Source organism: Pseudomonas sp. SCA2728.1_7 (assembly GCF_018138145.1).
Lineage (GTDB): Bacteria > Pseudomonadota > Gammaproteobacteria > Pseudomonadales > Pseudomonadaceae > Aquipseudomonas > Aquipseudomonas koreensis_A.
Genome location: NZ_CP073104.1, coordinates 3033338 through 3053591 on the forward strand (window position 1 = coordinate 3033338; position 20254 = coordinate 3053591).

Consider the following 20254-nt stretch of genomic DNA (forward strand, 5'->3'; position numbering starts at 1 on the left):
GGCTAAAACGAGGCATTCCCCGGAGATTTCGATGAGTGCGCGTCAACGTTTTTTCGAATGCCTGCACCGTTCACCGCCCGCGCTGTTCGAAGCCGCGCTGTGGATGGCGGCCGAGCACGAAAAAGCGGTCGACCCCGACGCGCTGTTGCAGGAATTCAAAGACCTGCAACAACGGGTGAGTTACGGTTTGCCAATGCTGCCTGTGAGTGAGCTGGCGCAACCGTTGTTACGCCGCATGACCGATCTGGGTTTTGCACAGGATGATTTTCTGCCACTGCGCCCGCAGGCTGCGCTGCTGCACAAGGTGTTGCAGACCCGTCGCGGCCAGCCGCTGGCATTGGCGCTGATTGCCCTGGAGCTGGCGCGTGGTCTGGAGATTCCTCTGGTCGGGGTCAACTTCCCCGGGCATTTCCTGTTGCGAGTGCCCGGTGCCGATCACTTTCTTGATCCGTGCGGCGGGCGGCGCTTGTACCCCAATGACTGTCGCGAACTGTTGCAGCGCCAGTACGGGCCGAACATGAAACTGAATGCCGAACATCTGCTGACCGCTACACCCCAACAGATGCTCCAGCGTCTATCGCGCAACCTGCGCCAGTTGTACCTGACGCATGATGATTTCATTGCCGCGCTGATCGATGCCGAACGCGTGCTCGAACTGGGTGACGCCGGAGCCGCTGATTACCTGGCCCGGGCCAGTCTTTATCAGCGGCTCGACTGTCCGAATGCCGAGCGCTTTGATCTGGAACACGCCTTGCTGCTCAGCGACGATCCGATCCAGCGACTACGCCTGACCGAACGACTCGGACACCTGCCGCCCAACTCGGTCGTCCACTGATACCTTGTGGGAGCTAGCCTGCTAGCGATGCAGGCGGCTCGGTCTCTCAGTTAAACCGCGTTATCGTTCTTCGCTAGCAGGCTAGCTCCCACAGGAGATTGCGCTGTGTCAGTGGGCGAACGTACCTGAATAATCAGCAACGCGGCGATGACCGCCGGGATCGCGCAAAAGAAGAAAATCTGCGCCACCGGAATGTGCATCGCGAGCAACAGGCTGCCAAACAGCGGCCCGAGAATCGAACCAAAACGCCCCACACCCAACGCCCAACCGGTGCCGGTTGCACGCACATGCGCCGGGTAGAAATTGCTGGCAAACGCATTCAGCGTCAGCTGCCCGCCGATGATGCAGAATCCGGCGGCGAAGACGCAGGCCACCAGATAACGCGGATTGTCGTGATTGAGCCCCAGCAGAATCGTGCACAGCGCAGCGCCCGCCAACACGCCGGACAACAACCGCACCTTGCGCTTCAAGCGGTCGGCGAACCACGCCATGCAGATCGCACCCAGGGTACCGGCGAAGAGGAACATCGACGTCACCAGATTGGCTTCGTTGAGTTTCAAGCCACTTTCCAGCAACAGCGTCGGCAACCAGCTGATCATGAAATACAGCAGAATAAGGCTGACGAAAAACGTCGCCCAGATCAGCAAAGTCGGCCGCGCGTAGCCGTTGCGGAACAACTCGACCACGGTCAGTTTGCTGCCCTGCTCGCGCTCGTTCTGCTCGACACTGACAACGGGCGGTTGCCAATCCGGCAGCATCCTTGCGGTAACTTTGCGCAGTCGTACATACGGCGGTGCATCACGCAACAGGCGTGGCAGCGACTCCGGCAGCATCCACCAGAGAAACGGAAACAGCAGCAACGGCGTGACGCCACCGGCGAGAAACACCGCCTGCCAGCCGAACTGGTCGATGAAACCGGCGGCGACAAAACCACCCGCCGCGCCACCGAACGAGAAGCCACAGGCTGCCAGCGTCACCATCAAGGTACGCAAACGCGGTGGCGAGTATTCCGACATCAACGCCATGGCACTGGGCATCGCTCCGCCCATGCCGATGCCGCAGATGAAGCGCGCGATCATCAGTGTGTTCAGCGAATCGGCGAAGACCATCAGCACGGTCAGCGTGGCGTAGATCAGTACGCAAGCGAGCAGGATCCGGCGCACGCCAAAGCGGTCAGCCAGCGGCGTGACCGCCAGTGAACCAAGGGTGAGACCGAGCAGATTGGCGCTGAACACAGGCCCGAACGCAGATTTTTCCAGGCCCCAGTCCTGAGCCAGCGCGGGCACCACGTAACCGAGCACCTGGGCATCATAGCCGTCGGTGACCAGCAACAGCGCGAGCAGGATCAACAGTAACCACTGATAGCGGGACACTGGACGGGCGTCGAGTGCCGCGCGGAAGCTGGCAATCTGGTTGTGCATCGCAAGGTACCTGTTTTGTTTTTATGATTATGTGAACGGCGATATTCCCTTGTAGGAGTGAGCCTGCTCGCGATAGCGGTGGGTCAGTCAGAACATGAGTGACTGACACTCCCTCATCGCGAGCAGGCTCACTCCTACAGGGTTATGGGGTGTCTGGTTGATTGGCAGGATGGGCCTTAATGAATGCTGAATGTTCAGCCGCCAGTGCGGCGACCCGACGAATTTTCGGATACGCCTCAAGGCTGACATTGAACCGCTCCGCCGCATACAACTGCGGAATCAGGTAAACATCCGCCACACACGGCCACTCGCCGAAACAGAATCCCTCATCGCCAATCAACTGTTCCACTGTCGCCAACCCTTGGCTGATCCAGTGACTGATCCACTCGACTACCTGCGCCTCATCGTGCCCCGACTGACGCAGGCGATTGAGCACACTGACGTTGTGCAGCGGATGCACGTCGCAGCCGATCACCGCCGCTACACCGCGCACCTGCGCACGGGCGAGCAGATCTTCCGGCAGCAACGGCACCTGTGGATAACGTTCTTCCAGGTACTCGATGATCGCAGGCGATTGAATCAGCAAACCGCCCTCATCAGTGCGCAAGGCCGGCACCCGGCCCTGTGGATTGATCGCCAGATACGCCGCTTGCCGATGCTCGCCACCCGGCGGTGCGATCAAATTGACCGGTAACGCCTGATAGTCGAGGCCCTTCAACGCCAGCGCAATTCGCACCCGGTACGACGAGGTCGAACGGTAATAGGTATAGAGATCCATAAGCCGCTCCTGTCAGCGCGCCGCCAGCACTTTGCCGCGGCATTCGCCGAAGCCGATCGAAGCAAAACCATCACGGGCGCAGCGAGCGCGCAGAATGATTTCGTCACCGTCCTCGAGGAATTTACGCACCTCGCCAGAGGCCAGTTCGATCGGCTTTTTACCGCCCTCGGTGATTTCCAGCAGGCTGCCGAACTGACCGTTTTCCGGGCCGGACAAGGTGCCCGAACCGAACAGGTCACCGGCCTGCAACTGGCAACCGTTGACGCTGTGGTGCGCGACCATTTGCGCAACGGTCCAGTACATGTAGCGGGTGTTGCTCAGCGTCAGGCGATGGGCCGGCAGGTTCTGCTCGCGCATGGTTTCGGTGAGCAACAGCACTTCCAGCTCGATGTCGAAGGCACCGCCGTCCTGATCGCGCTTGTCGAACAGGTACGGCAGCGGCTGCGGATCGCCTTCAGGACGCTTCGGCTGCGCAGTACGGAATGGCTCCAGCGCTTCCGCTGTTACCACCCATGGCGAGACGCTGGTGATAAAACTTTTCGACAGGAACGGACCCAGCGGCTGGTATTCCCAGGCCTGGATATCGCGGGCCGACCAGTCGTTGAGCAGGCAGAAACCGGCGATGTGATCAGCGGCGTCACCGATGGCGATCGAATCGCCCATCTCGTTGCCCTGACCGATCCAGATGCCCAGTTCCAGCTCATAGTCCAGGCGCGCGCACGGGCCAAACACAGGTTCGGTCTGACCGGCCGGTAGCGTCTGGCCTTTCGGACGGCGCACGTCGGTGCCGGATGCACGCACGGTGGAGGCGCGACCGTGATAACCGATCGGCACATGCTTGTAGTTCGGCAGCAGCGGGTTATCCGGACGGAACAGTTTGCCGACGTTTTGCGCATGCTCGATGCCGACGTAGAAGTCGGTGTAATCGCTGATGCGTGCCGGCAGGTGCAGTTGGCAATCGGCGGCCAGTGGCAACAGTTTCGCGCCTTGAGCTTCGATGTTGCCACGGTGCGTGCTGCCTTCACTGAACAGTTCCAGCAGGCGTGTGCGCAAAGCCACACGTGCCTCCCGACCGAGGTCGAAGAACGCGTTCAACTGGCCGCTGTGCATGGCTTCGACGGCGCTACGTGCAGCACCGTCGAACAGCCCTGCTTCCAGCGCCACTTGCAGATCGAAGATGTGCTCGCCAATCGCCACGCCAGCGCGCGGTGCCGAATCAGCGATGCCGAATACGCCGAGCGGCAGGTTTTGCAACGGGAAATCAGCGTGGCCGTTGGCCGAAGCGACCCAACTGCGGGTGATGGAAGTCTGAGTCATGGGTTATCTCCGGGTCGGGTCGAACGTCGCGGGCAGCGTGGCCCAGCAGGCGTCGTAAGTGGATTGCAGTTGCGGGCAGTCGAGGGCGAAGCGGCTTGGGCGCAGCACTTGGCTGGTCTCGAACATGAAGGCCATGGTGTTGTCGATTTTCGCCGGTTTGAGCTCGGCGTTGATCGCTTTGGTGCAGGTCTCGCCATCCGGGCCATGAGCGCTCATGCAGCTGTGCAGCGACGCACCGCCGGGCACGAAGCCTTCGGCCTTGGCGTCGTATTCGCCCTGGATCAGGCCCATGAATTCGTTCATCAGATTGCGGTGGAACCACGGTGGCCGGAAGGTGTTCTCGGCGACCATCCAGCGTGGAGGGAAGATCACGAAGTCGAGGTTGGCCAGACCGTGCACGCTGGTCGGCGAGGTCAGCACGGTGAAGATCGACGGATCCGGGTGATCGAAACTCACCGTACCGATGGTGTTGAAACGGCGCAGATCATATTTGTACGGCACGTTGTTGCCGTGCCAGGCGACCACGTTGAGCGGCGAGTGATTGAGTTCGGTGGCCCATAGCTGGCCGAGGAACTTCTGCACCAGCGTAGTCGGTTGCTGCAGGTTCTCGTAAGCGGCGACCGGCGTGAGGAAGTCGCGCGGATTGGCCAAGCCGTTGCTGCCGATCGGGCCCAGATCCGGCAGACGCAGCGGCGCGCCATGGTTCTCGGCGACGTAGCCGCGTGCTTGCGGGTCAAGCAACTCAACGCGGAATTTCAGACCTCGCGGCAGCACGGCGATTTCCAGCGGCGCCACGTCCAGCACACCCAGTTCGGTGGCGATGCGCAGACGCCCGAGTTGCGGCACCAGCAGCAGTTCGCCGTCGGCATTGAAGAACACGCGCTCCATCGAACGGTTAGCGACGTAGTTGTAGATGCTGATGCCGGACGGCTTTTCCGCACCAGCGTTGGCGACCATGCTCACCAGTCCGTCGATGAAATCGGTCGGTTCGGCCGGAATCTCCAGCGGGTTCCAGCGCAGGCGATTGGGCGTCACCTCACCCAATGGGCCACCGGCCAATTGCCGCTCCAGTTTGACGAAGGCCGGGTGATTGGCCGACGGCTGAATCCGGTACATCCAGGTGCGCCGCGCTTCACTGCGAGTCATGGTGAACGCGGTGCCGGAAAACAATTCGGTGTAGAGACCGTACGGGGCTTTTTGCGGGGAGTTCTGGCCGACGGGCAGCGCGCCGGGCAACGCTTCAGAGCTGAATTCGTTGCCGAAACCGGACTGATACGCCAGCGCCTGAGCGGTTGAATCGAGGTTCATGGAGCCTCCTGAACAGGGAGTCGGCAGTGGCCCATCGCTCTGGCTCAGAGGTTTCGGCACGCCGGGGTTGTTATTATCGTAATTCGATTACGCATAACGTAATTTGCTCGCTATCCAGCGTCAAGCTATAAAGACGCCCATTCGTTTCGGAACCCGGCCGCACCATGGAAAAAACCAGCGACAGCAACGGCAAACAGAAAGTCCGCTCCGCCGAAGTCGGCACCGACATCCTCAAGGCCTTGGCCGAGTTGTCGCCGTCCACTTCATTGTCGCGACTGGCCGAACATGTGCAGATGCCAGCAAGCAAAGTGCATCGCTATCTGCAGGCGTTGATTGCCTCGGGTTTTGCCGAGCAGAACGCCGCCACCAACCATTACGGTCTCGGCCGTGAAGCGTTGCGCGTTGGCCTGGCTGCTCTCAACAGTATGGACGTGCTGAAGGTCGCCGCCCTGCCGCTGGCCGAACTGCGCGATGAACTCAACGAAACCTGCTTTTTGGCGGTGTGGGGCAATCAGGGCGCGACCGTGGTGCACATCGAACCGGCGGTGCGTGCGGTGACGGTGGTGACGCAATTGGGTTCAGTGTTGCCGCTGCTCAGTTCATCGACCGGACTGGTGTTCAGCGCCTACCTGCCGCATCGGGAAACCGATGAATTGCGCGAGCAGGAAATCGCCGCTGCCGATCATCCGCTGAAAGACGAGAAGACGTATGCAACGCTGTGCGAACAGATCCGCGAACGCGGTCTGCATCATGTGCATGGCCTGCTGATGCCGGGTGTGGATGCGTTATCCGCACCGGTGTTCAATGCTGTCGGACAAGTCGCCGCCGTGCTGACCATCGTTGGCCCGACCTCGCTGTTCCATGCCGACGAAAACGGCCCGGCGGCGCAGCGGTTGCTGGCGGCGACGCGGGCCGTGAGTTGGCGGATGGGTTATGAAAGATAAATCCGCGGACTAAGCGCGCTCGAAACGGCTCAACGAACCGTGGTCTTGCTCAATGCCGAGTCAGCATCTTCCATCAGTGACTTGAAGAAACCAATCAGTTCATCTGTGGGGTCTTCATGGCCGGTGTAATACGTAACGAGTTCCGCGACTGTCCGAGCGTCTTCAAACAAACTGAGGAACGAGCGTTGCGCACGAGTAAGCTCTTTAACCGGTGCGCCCGCCGCCGCTGCCTGACCCAATGTCAGCAGTTCGCTCAATACATCCCGTATATGTCCCAGCGCAGCGGAATAATCACCCCGTCGGTGCGACTGCGAAGCGTCGTAGATACTTTTCATCATCTGCACAGCCACCACGACAGTGCCCACGGGAGGCACCAGCAGGCTCACGATGTTCGCGACCTTCAACAGGTTGCCGTAAATAATACCGGCGATTATTTCATTGAGGCTGGTGGTGCGTTCGTCGATATCGCTCAATACACGGCGCACTCGCTCGTCATGGAAAGTGAACAGATCAGGCAATAACGAACGCTGCTGCGTGCGAATGACCGGTTTGGTATCGGCGGTTGCAACCAGATTGTCGAAATAGGTGTTGATCACCTTTTGGTCGAGCAGCAGTATCCGCTGGCTGTAGTAGTTCCTGAACGGGCCGTATCGAAAACGAATCGAAGGAATAAACTCAGCGATTGGTCGGAAGCTGACCAGATCCGGCGCGTCAGGCGTATAGAGCAAATCGACGAACCCTGAAGACATCTTCAGTCGGAAAATATAAACGCCGCCAACCGTGCGATCCCTGGCAGCCGTCAAACCCAGCTCACCGATATTGAATTTATACAGACCGACGTCACCTTCGGCGACGCTATTCACAATTGACTGATAGCCGCCACTTTCTTTCAGATTATCGATAGTCCGCTGGATAGCAGAGAAAGACTCTATTGACAGTCTGCCATTGGTAAAGTCGGTAAAAGCACTGCAGTACATTTCACAGCGAATTCTTCGCGCGTGTACTGCGCGCCTGAACGCGTAATCAGGATGAGCCTTGTTCTGATATTGCGCTTTCAGCATCGCGGCATATCTGTCGCCGGGACGGAAAGTTTTCGACAGTGAGGACAGGTCTCGGATATCCAGTTTTTCAATGCCGGGATGGCCATTCACCAAATAGTATTTCGGGCTGAATTTCGTTTCGTAGGCCGGATGCACCGCTTCAAAGGCGAGTCCCTCGAGCAAAACGTCGGTAACGCTCTTACGAAACTCTTCGGTTTGAACAATGATCTGATCGGGATTGACCGAAACATTGCTCCCACGAGTACGCAAAATGTCTTCTATCTGCGCTTTCACCGAGTCATAAGTGAACTGCTCGAATGTCGGAAAACCATTATCCCGTGCATCAACCGTAGACAGTGCCTTTAGCTCGGTTGTCAGACGCGAATAGCGCTTGCGGCCTTCAATGCCCAGCGCCCGATAACCTACCGGAGCAATAGCCTTGTGCAGGGCAACTTCGGCTCGGTAAGCGATATTTACATAGTCTGCCAACGGTGCCTTGAGATTCAGGCCAAGATCGACCGGCCGGCCATCGAGCGTGTAGCGGTAGTTCAGCTGTGTGGGATCGCTGCCGAGCAACTTACCTGCTTCGTGCAGGTAGTCTGGATGGATCAGCAATGCAGCGTATTCACGATCTGCGGACAATGCCGACTCCAGCCAGAGGTTCGCTGCATAAACATCGGAAAATTTTTGCAGTTCAAATTCACCGCCAGGCGTTTTCACCAGCATCAGCGACGGTACATATTCTCTGGCCGAAATGATCAGGACATCTTTCAACGCGGGTACTTGTAATTTGATTCGCAATCCCTGAATGGTCACCGTTGAGTCATTGGCCATGGCTCGCGCGATGATATTCGCATCGGTGGAGTCCAGCTTTCCGGAGTGGCGAGCAACAAAAACTGCAAACTCCATCTGGCTGAAGAGGTAGTTGCGGTAGGCCTCCTGGTAATCAATCGAGGGCGAGGAGGCAAGGCTGCCGGTAAATTCCAGTCGCAGGTTGCGATTCTCCAGCCACTGCTCGAGCGCCACCGTCGTCAGCCGACTGCCGTCGGGAACGCCGATGATAGTCAGCGCGGCTTTATAACCATTGTCATGCAGACCGAAAACGATAAATTCCGTCAGCGTCCGGGTGTCTTCCTGCTCGACAGTACGTCCGGCAATTTGCAGGGTGTACGAGCTATGGACACTTATTGTTTCTGGATCGAGGTGTTCCCCGAGCGTCCTGTGCGCCCATTCGGCGAACTTACGCACCACATAATCCTTAAACGAAAAGTACGCATCGAAGACGGTTGAATACGCGGTCTGGTATTGATCCCTGGACTCTTCAAGCTCGTTATATCGCTGTTGAATATCGCTACCAGCACCATGGAGCCAAAACGGCCAGTCGGTGCGTTTCAACGCAGCCCAAAGCAGATAGAAGCGAGTGTCGATACCGTAGCGCAGCACGTGCAGGCCTTGATTCTCCTGCAGTACGGAGGTGAGCGGACTATCCAATTGTTCCCGGCCACTGAACAACGATGACACGCTTTCAAGCTGGCCTTCGAGATGAGTCTCTACACAAAAGGCGTGAGGACTTCGCGTAGCCTTCAGGTATCGGATCTGGTCACTGCCCAAGGACAATCGCTGCTGAAGTTTGCGGTGCAAATCGGTATTTTTTTCAAAGAACTCGAAGCCGCTTTCCGGCGTGTGCATGAGGTAAGAGGTCGACTCGTTGACCAGCGGTCATTTCTGCACCCGCACGCTCGGCGTTGTCCAGAACGAAACAGGGCTGGAGCGACAGTAGGTAATCCTGCGCCGGTTGCAACTTCACTTCGAACACTGCGCGACCGGCGTCTGCGTCGAGCAGATGGGCGAATCGCTCACCCAACCGGGCATCGAAATTGTTGGCCATGATCGACAGGGACAGCTCTGCACTCGTGACCACGGCGTACGCTGCGATGAAAGCCTGCTTGTTCGACAGCGATGCAGTGTCCGGGCGAATGGTTTTCGCTGGCGCCGCCCAGAACTTTGCGATCTCGGTTCGCAATGTTTTTTCCAGTCCGGCAGCTACAGCAGCGATCAGATCTTCGACAATAAGCGTATTCAGAGCATTGACTTTGAATTGCTCACTAAACGTGTCCGGCAGAAAAAACACACCATCGCCGCCCACGATGTAAGCGGGACGGATGTTGTTATCAAGACAATGAACAGTAACGTCCCAAAGAGTGCCCGAAGGCCGTTTTTCATTGGCGGGGAAAACAGGATCCGTATTGACATAGACTTTGTCGATATCGACCGTTTTGCCCAAACGCTTTAATTCACTTTCAAGCATGTTGCGAAGAATATCCAGCACGCTTGGCATGGCATCGATGATCTTCAATAGACCTGCTTTTGCCTGGCTTGCCTTATCCCACTCTTCAGCCCATGTAACTTGCTCCCCCAACGAACCACGCATCAAACTTTTAAATAACTTGGCCACAACAATTCCTTACTTGACTATCCAGGGCTGCGAGTGCAGCCATGCAGAGGATCGCAAGGTAGTTTCTTTTTCAATCAACCTGAAGTCCGAACAATTTACAAAACATGCCAACAAATAACCAGAACCATTTGCACTCGCAAAAAATCACAACACTAAGCCAATATCCCCATCAACTTTGCTTTCGCCACAGCCTGAGTTCTGCGCTCTACACCCAACTTTCCGTTAATCCGTCTCGCGTGTGTTTTTACTGTATGCAACGAAATAAAAAGTTGTTCTGCAACTTGCTGATTCGAAGCACCTTGAGCAATTAACATCAGCACTTCGCGCTCACGCCGACTGAGGCCCGACGCCAGATCACGGTTATCGCATTGCCTGGCAGGAAACTGCTTGGCAGACACTGTTCCGAGACTGCCTCGGCGTAATTCCCACTCCCGCATGGCGTGCTGCAATTGGCAGCGTTCCACCAGCATTGCGGCACGCTGGAAAGCTTGCTGCGCCGCTTCCGTGTCACCGTTCGATTCGGCCAACTGGGCGAAGGCCAGCAACAACTCCGTTTCCGCCGTCAACATGCCTCTGGCCTGGGCCTGACTCAGCAATCGTTCAATGGTTGGCAGACAGTTTTCATCCGGATTCAACTGCGTATGCGCGCAGGCCAACAGGTATTCAATGCGGATAATCAGCTCGAATGTCGCGGGCGGCGCCTGGAGTGCAGAGGGTCCACGGTAATGCCGTAACAGCCGGCCCAACGCCTCTTGCACCAATTGCGGTCGCCCCTGCTGCAACCAGAACTGGCTGCTGACCTGAAGCACGACACCGCGATAGACCGTATCGGGAATCTGCCGCTGCTGCATGACCCTTTCGGCCTCGCGCAGGCGCTCGAAAGCGCAGGCATAATCGCCTCGATTGCCGGCCAGTTGAGCCTGCCCGAGGTAGCCATACAAGACCCGCTTGTCTGCACTGCGCAAGCAATCTTCAAGGCCTCGGCTGAACAGATCCGCAGCCTGCTCTTCAAGCCCCATGCACAGCGCCAGCCGTCCTCGTCGCAGGGCAATTCGGCCCAGCAGCGGCGTGGGCACCAGAGTGCGCTGGCGCAGCAAATGCTCAATGTCCACCAGCAGACTTTCGGCACGCACGGGCGCTCCTCGCTGCTCGAGCCATTGCGCATGATCAAGCTCGAGCAACCCTTCGAACAACAGGGAGCCATGCGCGCGCGCCAGGCACAGCGCCTCGCGGTTGAGGGCATGGGCCTGATCGAGTTCACCGCACAGTAAGGCCTGCTGCGTCAGTCCCGACAGACACATCAGACGGGCCTGCCAGGCATCGTCGGTCAGGGCCGACAATGCCTCCTGAAAACAGGCGCGCGCCGGCTCCATTTGCCCCTGCAAATGGCAGAGCCAACCTTGTTGCGCCTGCCAACGTGCCAGCAGTTGCTGCTCCAGATGCCTCGTCGGCTGCGGCATGAAGCGCACGAGATGGGCCATGCATTGCGCGGCCTGTTCGAATCGGCCGGCGAACAGCAATGCCCCGGTGACCAGCCCGATCAATTGCGGTGTCATCAAGGTCAGCTCGCGGCTTTGCTGCTCATGCAAGCGCAACAGCAGGACGACCGTCTGGTCTTCCAGCAAATCCTCGAAGCTCAAATGCTGCAACAGGCTTACGGCCGTTTCGTACTCTTCGGCCAACAACGCTTGCTCGAACGCTGCTCGCCAATCCTGCACCGCAGTGAACCACTGACAGGCGCGTCGGTGCCACGAACGCGCACACGGCCAATGCGACTCCTGCATGATTCGCGACAGCGGGCGAAAGACCTGCAGCCAATCGGCGGACTCCTGCCAAGGCTCGATAAAGCAGCCCAGCACTTGCAGATCATGCAACAGCTGTGCGCCTTCGCCGGGACCGAACAAATGCTCGCATAATGGCGCGTTGAACCGTGGCAGGTGAGCCAGAACACGCCATGCCTCATCCTGCTCTGGCGTCAGATTGCTGAAGAGTTCGTGCTGCAGATAATCGAGCAGGGTATCGACACGCTGTTGTGGCTGCAGGTTTTGCGACCAGTCGCATTTTTGCAGGAGCGCCATGCGCGCACCCGCGCACCAGCCGCCGGTACGCTGGATGATACGGGCAGCGACGCGGTCCGCCTGGTCTGGCGGCAAATGGCGCAACACCGGTACAACCTCATCGTGGGTCAGTGCCAGGCTGGCGCGCTCGGATTCGTAGAGTTCGTCATCGAGCAACAGGCGCGGCCAGTTGCACTGTGGCCGGCGACGAGTGCTGATCCACCAGGTAAGCGCCGGGCTGCTGACCGCCAACAAACGATCCAGTAAAGCATCCAGAGCCGGATCCGGCAGACGACTGTAATCGTCGATAAACAGCGAAGTCGTCCTGGACCAACGTGCCAGCTCCGCCATCAGTTGCGTAACGTCAAGGTCTTCGACCAGCCCGAGCGCTCGGGTCAGACGCAGGCAAAATTCCTCGCAGTCGAGCGCTGCTCCCGCCAGCGGCAGCCAAATCGTCTCGCAGTCTGCACGCACCTGCAGAAAACATTCGCTGAGCAGTGCGGTTTTGCCACTGCCAGCGGGTGCGCACAACAGCCTGACCCGCGCGTTCGAAGCCAGAAGAGGCGCACTCAAGCGACTGCGAGGCTGATGATGGGAAGAAAGTCTGGGCAAAAAACCGGGTCGATCCAGGCACGGAGTCATGGCAGTCATCGAGTGAGCCTTCTTATCGTTGTGCGCTCACCCTAGCCCTCTCCCGCGCGCTTGTTGACGAGTATTCAGCGCGCTGATTGGCGTCCATAAAAAAGGCGACCGAGCGGTCGCCTTTTGTGCAACTGATGTATCAGAACCGTTACCGCACACCCTCTGCACGCAAGGCCGCTGGCGTGTAGTCGGCAGCCTTGGCTTCAAAGCCGAATTCGTAACTGTGCTTCTCTTCGTTCTTCATCCCCAAGGCAATGTAGCGGCCGGCAATGATGTCGTAGAGCGCTTCCAGTGTGTATGCCTGTGCCTGATGCTCGTAGTGATATTCAGAGTGGCCTTCGGCTACGCGCCAGAGTTGACCACGACCGTCGTAGTGGTCGGCCAGTGCAACCTGCCAACTGTCCTCGTCGATATACATGTGGCGTTTGGCGTAGATATGCCGCTCATTCGGTTTGACGGTGCCGATCACTTCCCAGACCCGGTGCAACTCATAGCGCGTCAGGTCCTGATTGATGTGCCCGGCCTTGACGATGTCGTCGTACTTGAGCTTCGGCGAATCGAGTTTGTAGCTGTTGTACGGGATGTACATTTCCTTCTTGCCGACCAGTTTCCAGTCGTAGCGATCGGGTGCACCGGAGAACATGTCGAAGTTGTCCGAAGTACGCAGGCCATCGGCGGCGGTACCCGGACCGTCATAGGCCACTTGCGGCGCACGGCGCACCCGACGCTGACCGGCGTTGTAGATCCACGCCAGACGCGGCTCTTTCACCTGATCAAGGGTTTCGTGCACCAGCAACACGTTACCGGCCAGACGCGCCGGCGCGGTCACCGACTGCTTGAAAAAAGTCAGCACGTTGGCAGCTTTTTCCGGGTCGATATCCTTGATCAGTTGCGGCACGGCGATCTCTTCTTCGAAGCGGATCGGCGTATAGCTGCCGTTGGTCTGCGGGGTCACTTGAGTAATGATGCGTTTGACGTTGCCGCCGTGATAACGGGTGATGTGGTTCCACAACACCTCGACGCCGTTCTTCGGTATCGGAAAGGCGTAGTAGCGATTGCCGGTGAAATTGGCCAGGCCGTTACCGTCGTTGATGGTGGTCACGTTGAGCGCACTGCGCTTGGCCGACTCGTAGATTTCCGCCGGTGCGGCGACGGTGCGGTGGGTCGAATAGACCGGGATCTTGTAAGTCTCCGGGTAGCGTTTGAACATCGCCACCTGACCATCGGAAAGTTTGTCCTTGTACTTGTCGACGTTGGCCGCGGTAATCGTGAACAACGGTTTTTCGTTGGCGAACGGGTCGGCAAGGAAACCTTTGCTGTCCACCGCACCGGCATTTTTCGGAATGCCGCCGGTCCATGCCGGAATCGAACCGTCAGCGTTGCCAGCCTTCTCGGCACCCAGCGGCGTCAGGCTGGTGCCGAGCTTGCTGGCCTCGTCCGGCGACACCGCCGCCATCACGTTGGCAGCCAGCAGACTCAGGGCCAGCACGCCACATTGCAGAATCATTTTGCGCATTGCTTTCATCCTTCTCGGGCAGATCAGAAGTTCACGCCGAAGCTCAGAGCGACGAAGTCACGGTCTTCGAGGACGTTGTAGTCACCACCGAAAAAGTCGGTGTAACTGAGGCTCGCGGTGTAGGTGTTGCGGTAGTCGGCATCGACGCCGACGCTGATCGCTTTCGCGCCTTCGTTGAACAGCCCGTTGGGGCCGTAACCGGCGACGTCATGCGACCACGACAGGTTGGGTTTGAGGTTGATCCCGCCGATCACGTTGGCGTAATCGAGGATCGCCCGGGCGCGGTAGCCCCACGAGGTCGAGGTGACGAAACCGTCGGTGTCGCCGCCGAAACCGTATTGGCCATATACCGAGTCGCGGCCATAACGCAGCTTGTCGCGCGACTCCAGACCGCCGACCCGCACCACCGCCGCTTCACCGACCAGAGTCAAGCGCTGAGCGCCCCAGACCTGATCGAAGAAGTGCGTGAGGGTGCTCTGGATTTGCGTGACTTCTTTGCGCCGATAACCTTTGTTGTCCGCTCCCGGTGAGGTCGAAAGTGGCGACGCCGTGCCACCGGCAATCGGGTTGAGCAGCGCCAGCGTCAGGTCGTTGGTGTTGACTTGCACCGGCGCATTCGGGCGGTAGCTGATCTCGCCGGTCCACGCGGTACCGGTGGGCAATGTGGTGGAAAAACTCGCGCCGTAGAGACGAATGTCTTCCGGGTACTCAAGGTAGTAGCCACCCCGCCCGAGCATGACGCTCTGCGCCAGGCCGGAACCGCTGCCGGGGGCCAGACCATTGGCGATCCCGACCATGCCCGGTAACGCCGCCAATGTCGAAAGACCGGCCGTGGTAGTGCCAACCGTCGGCGTACGGCTGTGGTAGTTCATGAAGTAGAGACCGTATTCAGTGTCGTCACCGAGCCAGCGCAACGCCGTACCCCACTGCCCGGAATCCCGCGCATCACGGTCACCGCCACGAGGAATCACCACGCCTTCGCGAGTTACCTGAATGCCTTGTCCAAAGGCCTGGGTCAGCGGAACAAACGGTGCGATCGCCGGGTTGCCGACGGTGTAGCCGTTGTTGCAACCATCCGCCGCCACGTCGACGCCGAAGAAGGTGCCGCAGTTGTCGAGAACGGTCTGGTCCCATTCCAGTTGATAGAAGCCTTCAACGGTCAGTTGATCGGTCAGGCCTTGCGAACCAAACAGCATGTTGACTGGAATCAGGCCTTCCTTGATCTCCGCACCAGGGCGACGAAACGCTGAAACGTCGATCGGGTTGATGCTGTTGATCGAGTTGCCGATAAACGTACTTTCGCCCCAGCTCACCACCTGTTTGCCGGCGCGCACGGTGCCCGGCAGGTCGGCGATGGAATAGTTGTGATAGACGAATGCATCGAGAATTTGTGCGCCGGAAGATTTCGCGCCTTCCTTGCGCCCGCTATCGCTGATCTGCTTGAACTCGCGGTCCTCGTCTTTCAGTTCGAAGTCATACCAGTACTTGCCACGCACGAAGACACCGGTGTCGCCGTACTTGAGTTCGAGGTCGTGAATACCTTTGAAGATTTTCGAGAAGGTCTCGCCCTTCTTGAAATTCAAACGCCCGTCATCACCGGTCGAGGATTGCCCGGTACCACCATTGACCGTGCCAACCAGCGACTTGTCGGCATCGCGCATGCCCCAACTCGCACCGATCGACAGCGAAGAATCGAAAGTGCCCTCGATTTCGCCAATGTTGAACGCAACCGCTTGCGCCTGGGCGCAGCAACCCAGAGCCACCGCGGCTGCCAGCGCCTGCGGTGTGAAGATGGCGCGCATTGTTGTTTTTGTCATGCGTCTTCCCCGGTGAGTGACAGAAGGCCCCACCCTACTGCCGGGCAACCGCGTCGATAAGCGCACCAAGGAGGTATTCGTGTTGTCGCTCGAAAGGATGAATGGCCTTGCGCCGCGGGGCTTTGCGTCGCTCATGGATTGGCTGGATGGAGGATCATCAGTGCAGCGCATGGTGCGCATGGGTTCGTGGGACTGTTGCATGGCCCGCAACAGTGCATGTCCGGAATCGGTATTTTTCCTGCGCGCTCAAGACCTTATTCTGAACGCGCTTTCACGGGACACGCCGTGAAGCACGAAGCACTGGCCTTTGAGCAACTCAGGCCATCGCTGACAGATTTCAGATAAATCGAAGACTTCGGTTTATCGCCCCGGTGTTCACTGACGTTGATTTGTAGCTCCTTGATCCAACGTCTTACCTTGGCCGCTGCGTTTGCAGCGGCCTTTTTTATGGGCGATTAATTCGTCAGAAGTTGCCGCTGCTGAACATTCACCGCCGCGTATTGTAGGAAGCGTCCGAAACTTCATTAAGCCTTATCCCTTCTCGATCCCTTCAATACTTTTCTCTATTTCTCACAAGAAGCTTCCGACAATCTTCTACGCCCTTTCCGAGAGATTATTAACTTAGCATATAGATACCTGTTCACAAGATTGGCACAGGCACTCAGCTCGACAGCCATCAGTCAATAACGGATAGCTGCCAGCAAATTTTGATATCGCATTTAAAAAGGAATTTAAATGCACAGACCACCCGATCTTACTCTACCCGCCACACCTGTTAACGCACCCGCGCCGGAATGGATGACCCCCATTACCACTACTTCACGCCCTCGCGGCAGCGGAATGTTTGGCAATGGAACCAACCGTCAACTTCAGCAGGTAGAAACATCCGTCAGAACCCAGGGAATAACAAGAACAGTCCGACAAGAGTTCGAAACCAAATCTCAAGCACTACCAACGAATCTGGACGCTGAAATTTCCAGTCATCGATCTCAATATCCCAACTCATCTTTATCCGCCGTACAGGCGTGGCAACGAGAGGTGGATATTCGAGAGGCGTTGCGCACCAGAAAAACTGCCGAGCTTGCGCAGAGAACCACCATTGCGAACGCTTTTTTCGGTAGCGACCCTCGGGATAAATCGTTTGCCGACTTTGTCCGTAAAGCGACCACCATCGACACGTTGATCTGGCCCGGGGCTCGCTCCACACAACTCTGGGAACAGTCCTTTCTGGCGGCCCACGAAGCACAACTTCTGAGGCAGTCGATTGCGCTATTGCAGCAGCAATCGGCGACTGCACACGTCTATTTGAGGGCGGCGCAGAACCAAGAGCAAGCCGCGCGAGTGGCTGCCGAGCAGGCGAGAGTTGCGGCGGAGCAAGCGCAACAATTGGCTGCGCAACGCAGCCGTATCGCAGCAGAACAACAGCGGCAAAAAGACATTGCGGACGCGGTGCGACGTGAGCAGGAACAAGCCCAGGCCCGGGAACAGACAAGGCTTGCTGCGTTGGCGGAAAAGCAGCGCTTGGCTGACGAGCAAGAGCGGTTAGCCGTTGAAGCGCTGCATCGCGAGCAAGAACTCAAACTCAGCGATGAAAAAAAACGCATCGAGCAACAGAAAAAAGCAGAACAAGCCGCGCGAAGAAAGAGACAGCGGCTGGCGCGCCTGAAAGCCCGGGCCGACGCCGAAGTCCAAGCGGAACACGCTCGCTTGAAAGCCGATTGGAAAAAACAGACAGAGGCACGCTGGAAAAACCCGGTATTCGCTCACGTCGGTTCAGCGGCTGTATCCGGATCAACTTTCTCAGGAACGCTTGGCGAGATCGCTATCGATCAAGCCACAACATTGGCTCTCAATGGTGCACTTCGTCGTGGCGTCGCCTCCGCGGTGGCAGCTGCTTCCGCTTTCGCTGCTCCTGCCGTAGTCGGTTTTGCTGCCCTGCTAGTCCCCTCTGAACTGGGAAACGGTGATCTCTTTTCCGCAAGCGTCCCGTTATCAAATGTTGCATCTGATCTGACTGACGATTTGTATGAGTTAGCGGCCGTCGGCGGCCGCGCTCATCTTCCCGTAAGACTTGGCACCAGAACGGTGGGCAACCGGGTAGAAATCGTCATTGTCAGCACCGATGGCGTAACTGTTCCCAGCGATGTGCCGGTAAGACTCGCTGACTTCGATCCAGAAAAAAACGTGTACGTAGCTACCGCCGGCTCCAACGGCCCTACCGTTACTTGGACGCCGCTGATCGAGCCAATTGATCCGTCGTCTGCTCTTCCGCAGGTCGACAGACAGCTACCAGTCTATGACGGTGCAACAGTTAAATCCGCCGACGGACGAATAGATCCATTTCCTGAATTGGATCTGTATGAGTTCGGCGGATACATCACCCTATTCCCGATTGAGTCAGGCATACCGCCGATACTCACGGTATTCAGGGATCGAAGGCAGGATCCGGGGGTTGCCAGCGGTTTGGGGCAACCGGTTTCAGGTAATTGGCTTGGAACTGCTTCAACGTCGAAGGGCGCCCCCATTCCCGCGCAGATCGCGGATAAACTTCGAGGAAAGGAGTTTTCCAATTTCAGGGCATTTCGGAGGGCGTTCTGGAAAGCAGTTGGGAATGACCCAGCATTACTTGAACAATTTTCAAGACTCAACAAAATAGACTTGAGAGACGGATTGGCTCCCAGCGCATTACCTTCGGAGCAAATAGGCAAGCGTAAAAAATTTGAAATACACCACCACAAGCCAATTAGCGAGGGTGGCGACGTCTACGATATAAACAATCTAACGGTGCTAACACCAAAACAGCATATTGAATTGCACTTAAAAAAAGGAAAATTATAAGATGGAATTAAAAAACAGACTAGAAGACTACACTGAGTCCGAATACCTGGCAGTTATAGAACGGCTATTCCAAGGAAAATTCTCATCAGAACGAAAACATGATCAATTCGTCGACAACATTGTTCACACTTCTGAACACCCGAATGGGACAAACATTCTTTACTACCCGGAAGAAGGTGTTGAAGATAGCCCGACAGGCGTATTAGAAGCCATCAAGGCTTGGCGCGCAGCAAACGGAAAACCTGGATTCAAGCCGGAATAAAAAAGCGAGCAGGCATTCGATGCCTGCTCGCTTTGCGCTCTCTTTACAACGAATACTTCTGCAAATTCGCCATCATTTCCTTCAGCGCCTCAATATTGTCCTTCGGATGCGCCGCGCCTTCGAAATCGCAAATCTGCTGCCAATGCGCCGCGACATCTTCCGGCGAGAAGCCTTCGCGTGGGTCGAAGCCGGCGCCGAGGCTGCGCTCCCAACGTACCTTGCCCATCCAGCCGCCACCGACTTCGAATAACCCGGAAGTTTCCTGGCATTGCTCACTGGCCAGATACACCACCAACGGGCTGACCAGCTCCGGCTTCAATTGCTCGAATACTTGCGGCGGGATCAGGCCTTCGGTCATGCGCGTACCGCCGGTTGGCGCGATGGCGTTGACGAGGATGTTGTTCTTGCGGCCTTCGATGGCCAGCGTGCGGGTCAGGCCGTAGAGGCCCAGTTTGGCCATGCCGTAGTTGGACTGACCGAAGTTGCCGTAGATGCCCGAGGTCGAGGCGGTGAAGATCACCCGGCCGTAGTTTTGCTCACGCAGGTGCGGCCAGGCGGCGCGGGTGACTTTGTAGGCGCCTTCGACGTGGACGCGGTAAACCAGATCCCAGTCGGCGTCGTCCATTTTGTGGAAAGTCTTGTCGCGCAGGATTCCGGCGTTGTTGACCACGACGTCGACGCGGCCGAAGGCATCGAGGGCGTTTTGCACCAGTTTGTCGCCGTCGGTGACCGAGTCGTGGTTGGCTTCGGCAATGCCGCCGGCTTCGCGGATTTCCGCCACCACGCGATCGGCCGCGGAGGCATTGGCGCCTTCACCCTGAGTCGAGCCGCCGAGATCATTGACCAACACCCTGGCGCCCTGCTTGGCAAACAACAATGCGTGGGCGCGTCCGAGGCCACCACCGGCTCCGGTGACGATGACAACTTTATCTTCGAAACGCACAGACTCATTCATCGCAGCAACTCCAGCAGACCAGTAGTGATCCCGAGTGTCAGGTACAGGGCTTTGGGTCACAACGAATAC

Annotated in this window: 15 protein-coding genes; 5 read left to right on the forward strand and 10 right to left on the reverse strand. The window is 57.7% G+C overall.

The window, feature by feature from the left end; all coding sequences use genetic code 11:
- Positions 1–31: 31 nt before the first annotated feature.
- Complete coding sequence (locus KBP52_RS13645) at positions 32–835, forward strand: transglutaminase family protein (RefSeq protein WP_212622951.1); 804 nt, start codon at positions 32–34, stop codon at positions 833–835.
- A 50-nt stretch (positions 836–885) separates the two neighbouring features.
- Here the strand turns inward: KBP52_RS13645 and KBP52_RS13650 are convergent, their stop codons facing one another.
- The 4 genes from KBP52_RS13650 to hmgA all read right to left on the reverse strand — a co-directional run bounded on the left by KBP52_RS13650 (position 886) and on the right by hmgA (position 5659).
- Positions 886–2256: an aromatic acid/H+ symport family MFS transporter gene (locus KBP52_RS13650; protein ID WP_212622952.1), complete on the reverse strand. Its 1371-nt coding sequence runs from the start codon at positions 2254–2256 to the stop codon at positions 886–888.
- A 142-nt stretch (positions 2257–2398) separates the two neighbouring features.
- The gene (maiA, locus tag KBP52_RS13655) at positions 2399–3034 is read right to left on the reverse strand and encodes a maleylacetoacetate isomerase (protein WP_077571179.1); all 636 of its coding nucleotides are present in this window, start codon (positions 3032–3034) and stop codon (positions 2399–2401) included.
- 12 nt (positions 3035–3046) lie between these two features.
- Positions 3047–4351 (reverse strand): fumarylacetoacetase, encoded by a 1305-nt coding sequence (fahA, locus tag KBP52_RS13660; protein ID WP_212622953.1) that lies wholly within the window; start codon positions 4349–4351, stop codon positions 3047–3049.
- Between the two features lie 3 nt (positions 4352–4354).
- On the reverse strand, positions 4355–5659 hold the full coding sequence (hmgA, locus tag KBP52_RS13665) for a homogentisate 1,2-dioxygenase (protein ID WP_077571177.1): 1305 nt from the start codon (positions 5657–5659) through the stop codon (positions 4355–4357).
- Positions 5660–5823: 164 nt separating this feature from the next.
- Here hmgA and KBP52_RS13670 point away from each other — a divergent pair, with 164 nt between their 5' ends.
- Positions 5824–6603: an IclR family transcriptional regulator gene (locus KBP52_RS13670; protein WP_077571176.1), complete on the forward strand. Its 780-nt coding sequence runs from the start codon at positions 5824–5826 to the stop codon at positions 6601–6603.
- A 29-nt stretch (positions 6604–6632) separates the two neighbouring features.
- Here KBP52_RS13670 and KBP52_RS13675 read toward each other — a convergent pair whose 3' ends face one another.
- The 5 genes from KBP52_RS13675 to KBP52_RS13690 all read right to left on the reverse strand — a co-directional run bounded on the left by KBP52_RS13675 (position 6633) and on the right by KBP52_RS13690 (position 16130).
- Positions 6633–9332 carry a DUF6543 domain-containing protein gene (locus tag KBP52_RS13675; RefSeq protein WP_249122273.1) on the reverse strand — a complete coding sequence of 900 codons (2700 nt, stop codon included), beginning with the start codon at positions 9330–9332 and terminating at the stop codon, positions 6633–6635.
- On the reverse strand, positions 9298–10098 hold the full coding sequence (locus tag KBP52_RS30540; RefSeq protein WP_249122274.1) for a hypothetical protein: 801 nt from the start codon (positions 10096–10098) through the stop codon (positions 9298–9300). The genes KBP52_RS13675 and KBP52_RS30540 overlap by 35 nt, the downstream gene beginning before the upstream one ends.
- A 152-nt stretch (positions 10099–10250) precedes the next feature.
- Complete coding sequence (locus KBP52_RS13680) at positions 10251–12806, reverse strand: LuxR C-terminal-related transcriptional regulator (RefSeq protein ID WP_212622954.1); 2556 nt, start codon at positions 12804–12806, stop codon at positions 10251–10253.
- A 139-nt stretch (positions 12807–12945) separates the two neighbouring features.
- A complete protein-coding gene (locus KBP52_RS13685) occupies positions 12946–14313 on the reverse strand; it encodes a DUF1329 domain-containing protein (RefSeq protein WP_212622955.1) in 1368 nt (455 codons plus the stop codon).
- Positions 14314–14336: 23 nt separating this feature from the next.
- Entirely contained in the window at positions 14337–16130 is a 1794-nt protein-coding gene (locus KBP52_RS13690; protein WP_212622956.1) for a DUF1302 domain-containing protein, read from the reverse strand.
- A 79-nt stretch (positions 16131–16209) separates the two neighbouring features.
- Between KBP52_RS13690 and KBP52_RS13695 the strand changes: the two genes are divergently transcribed.
- The 3 genes from KBP52_RS13695 to KBP52_RS13705 all read left to right on the forward strand — a co-directional run bounded on the left by KBP52_RS13695 (position 16210) and on the right by KBP52_RS13705 (position 19230).
- Positions 16210–16419, forward strand: coding sequence for a hypothetical protein (locus KBP52_RS13695; RefSeq protein ID WP_212622957.1), 210 nt, complete (start codon positions 16210–16212; stop codon positions 16417–16419).
- Positions 16420–16865: 446 nt separating this feature from the next.
- Positions 16866–18968, forward strand: a complete 2103-nt coding sequence (locus KBP52_RS13700) for an S-type pyocin domain-containing protein (protein ID WP_212622958.1) — start codon at positions 16866–16868, stop codon at positions 18966–18968.
- A gap of 1 nt (position 18969) precedes the next feature.
- Complete coding sequence (locus tag KBP52_RS13705; RefSeq protein ID WP_212622959.1) at positions 18970–19230, forward strand: bacteriocin immunity protein; 261 nt, start codon at positions 18970–18972, stop codon at positions 19228–19230.
- Between the two features lie 43 nt (positions 19231–19273).
- Here the strand turns inward: KBP52_RS13705 and KBP52_RS13710 are convergent, their stop codons facing one another.
- Positions 19274–20185, reverse strand: coding sequence for an SDR family oxidoreductase (locus KBP52_RS13710; protein WP_077571170.1), 912 nt, complete (start codon positions 20183–20185; stop codon positions 19274–19276).
- Between the last annotated feature and the right edge of the window lie 69 nt (positions 20186–20254).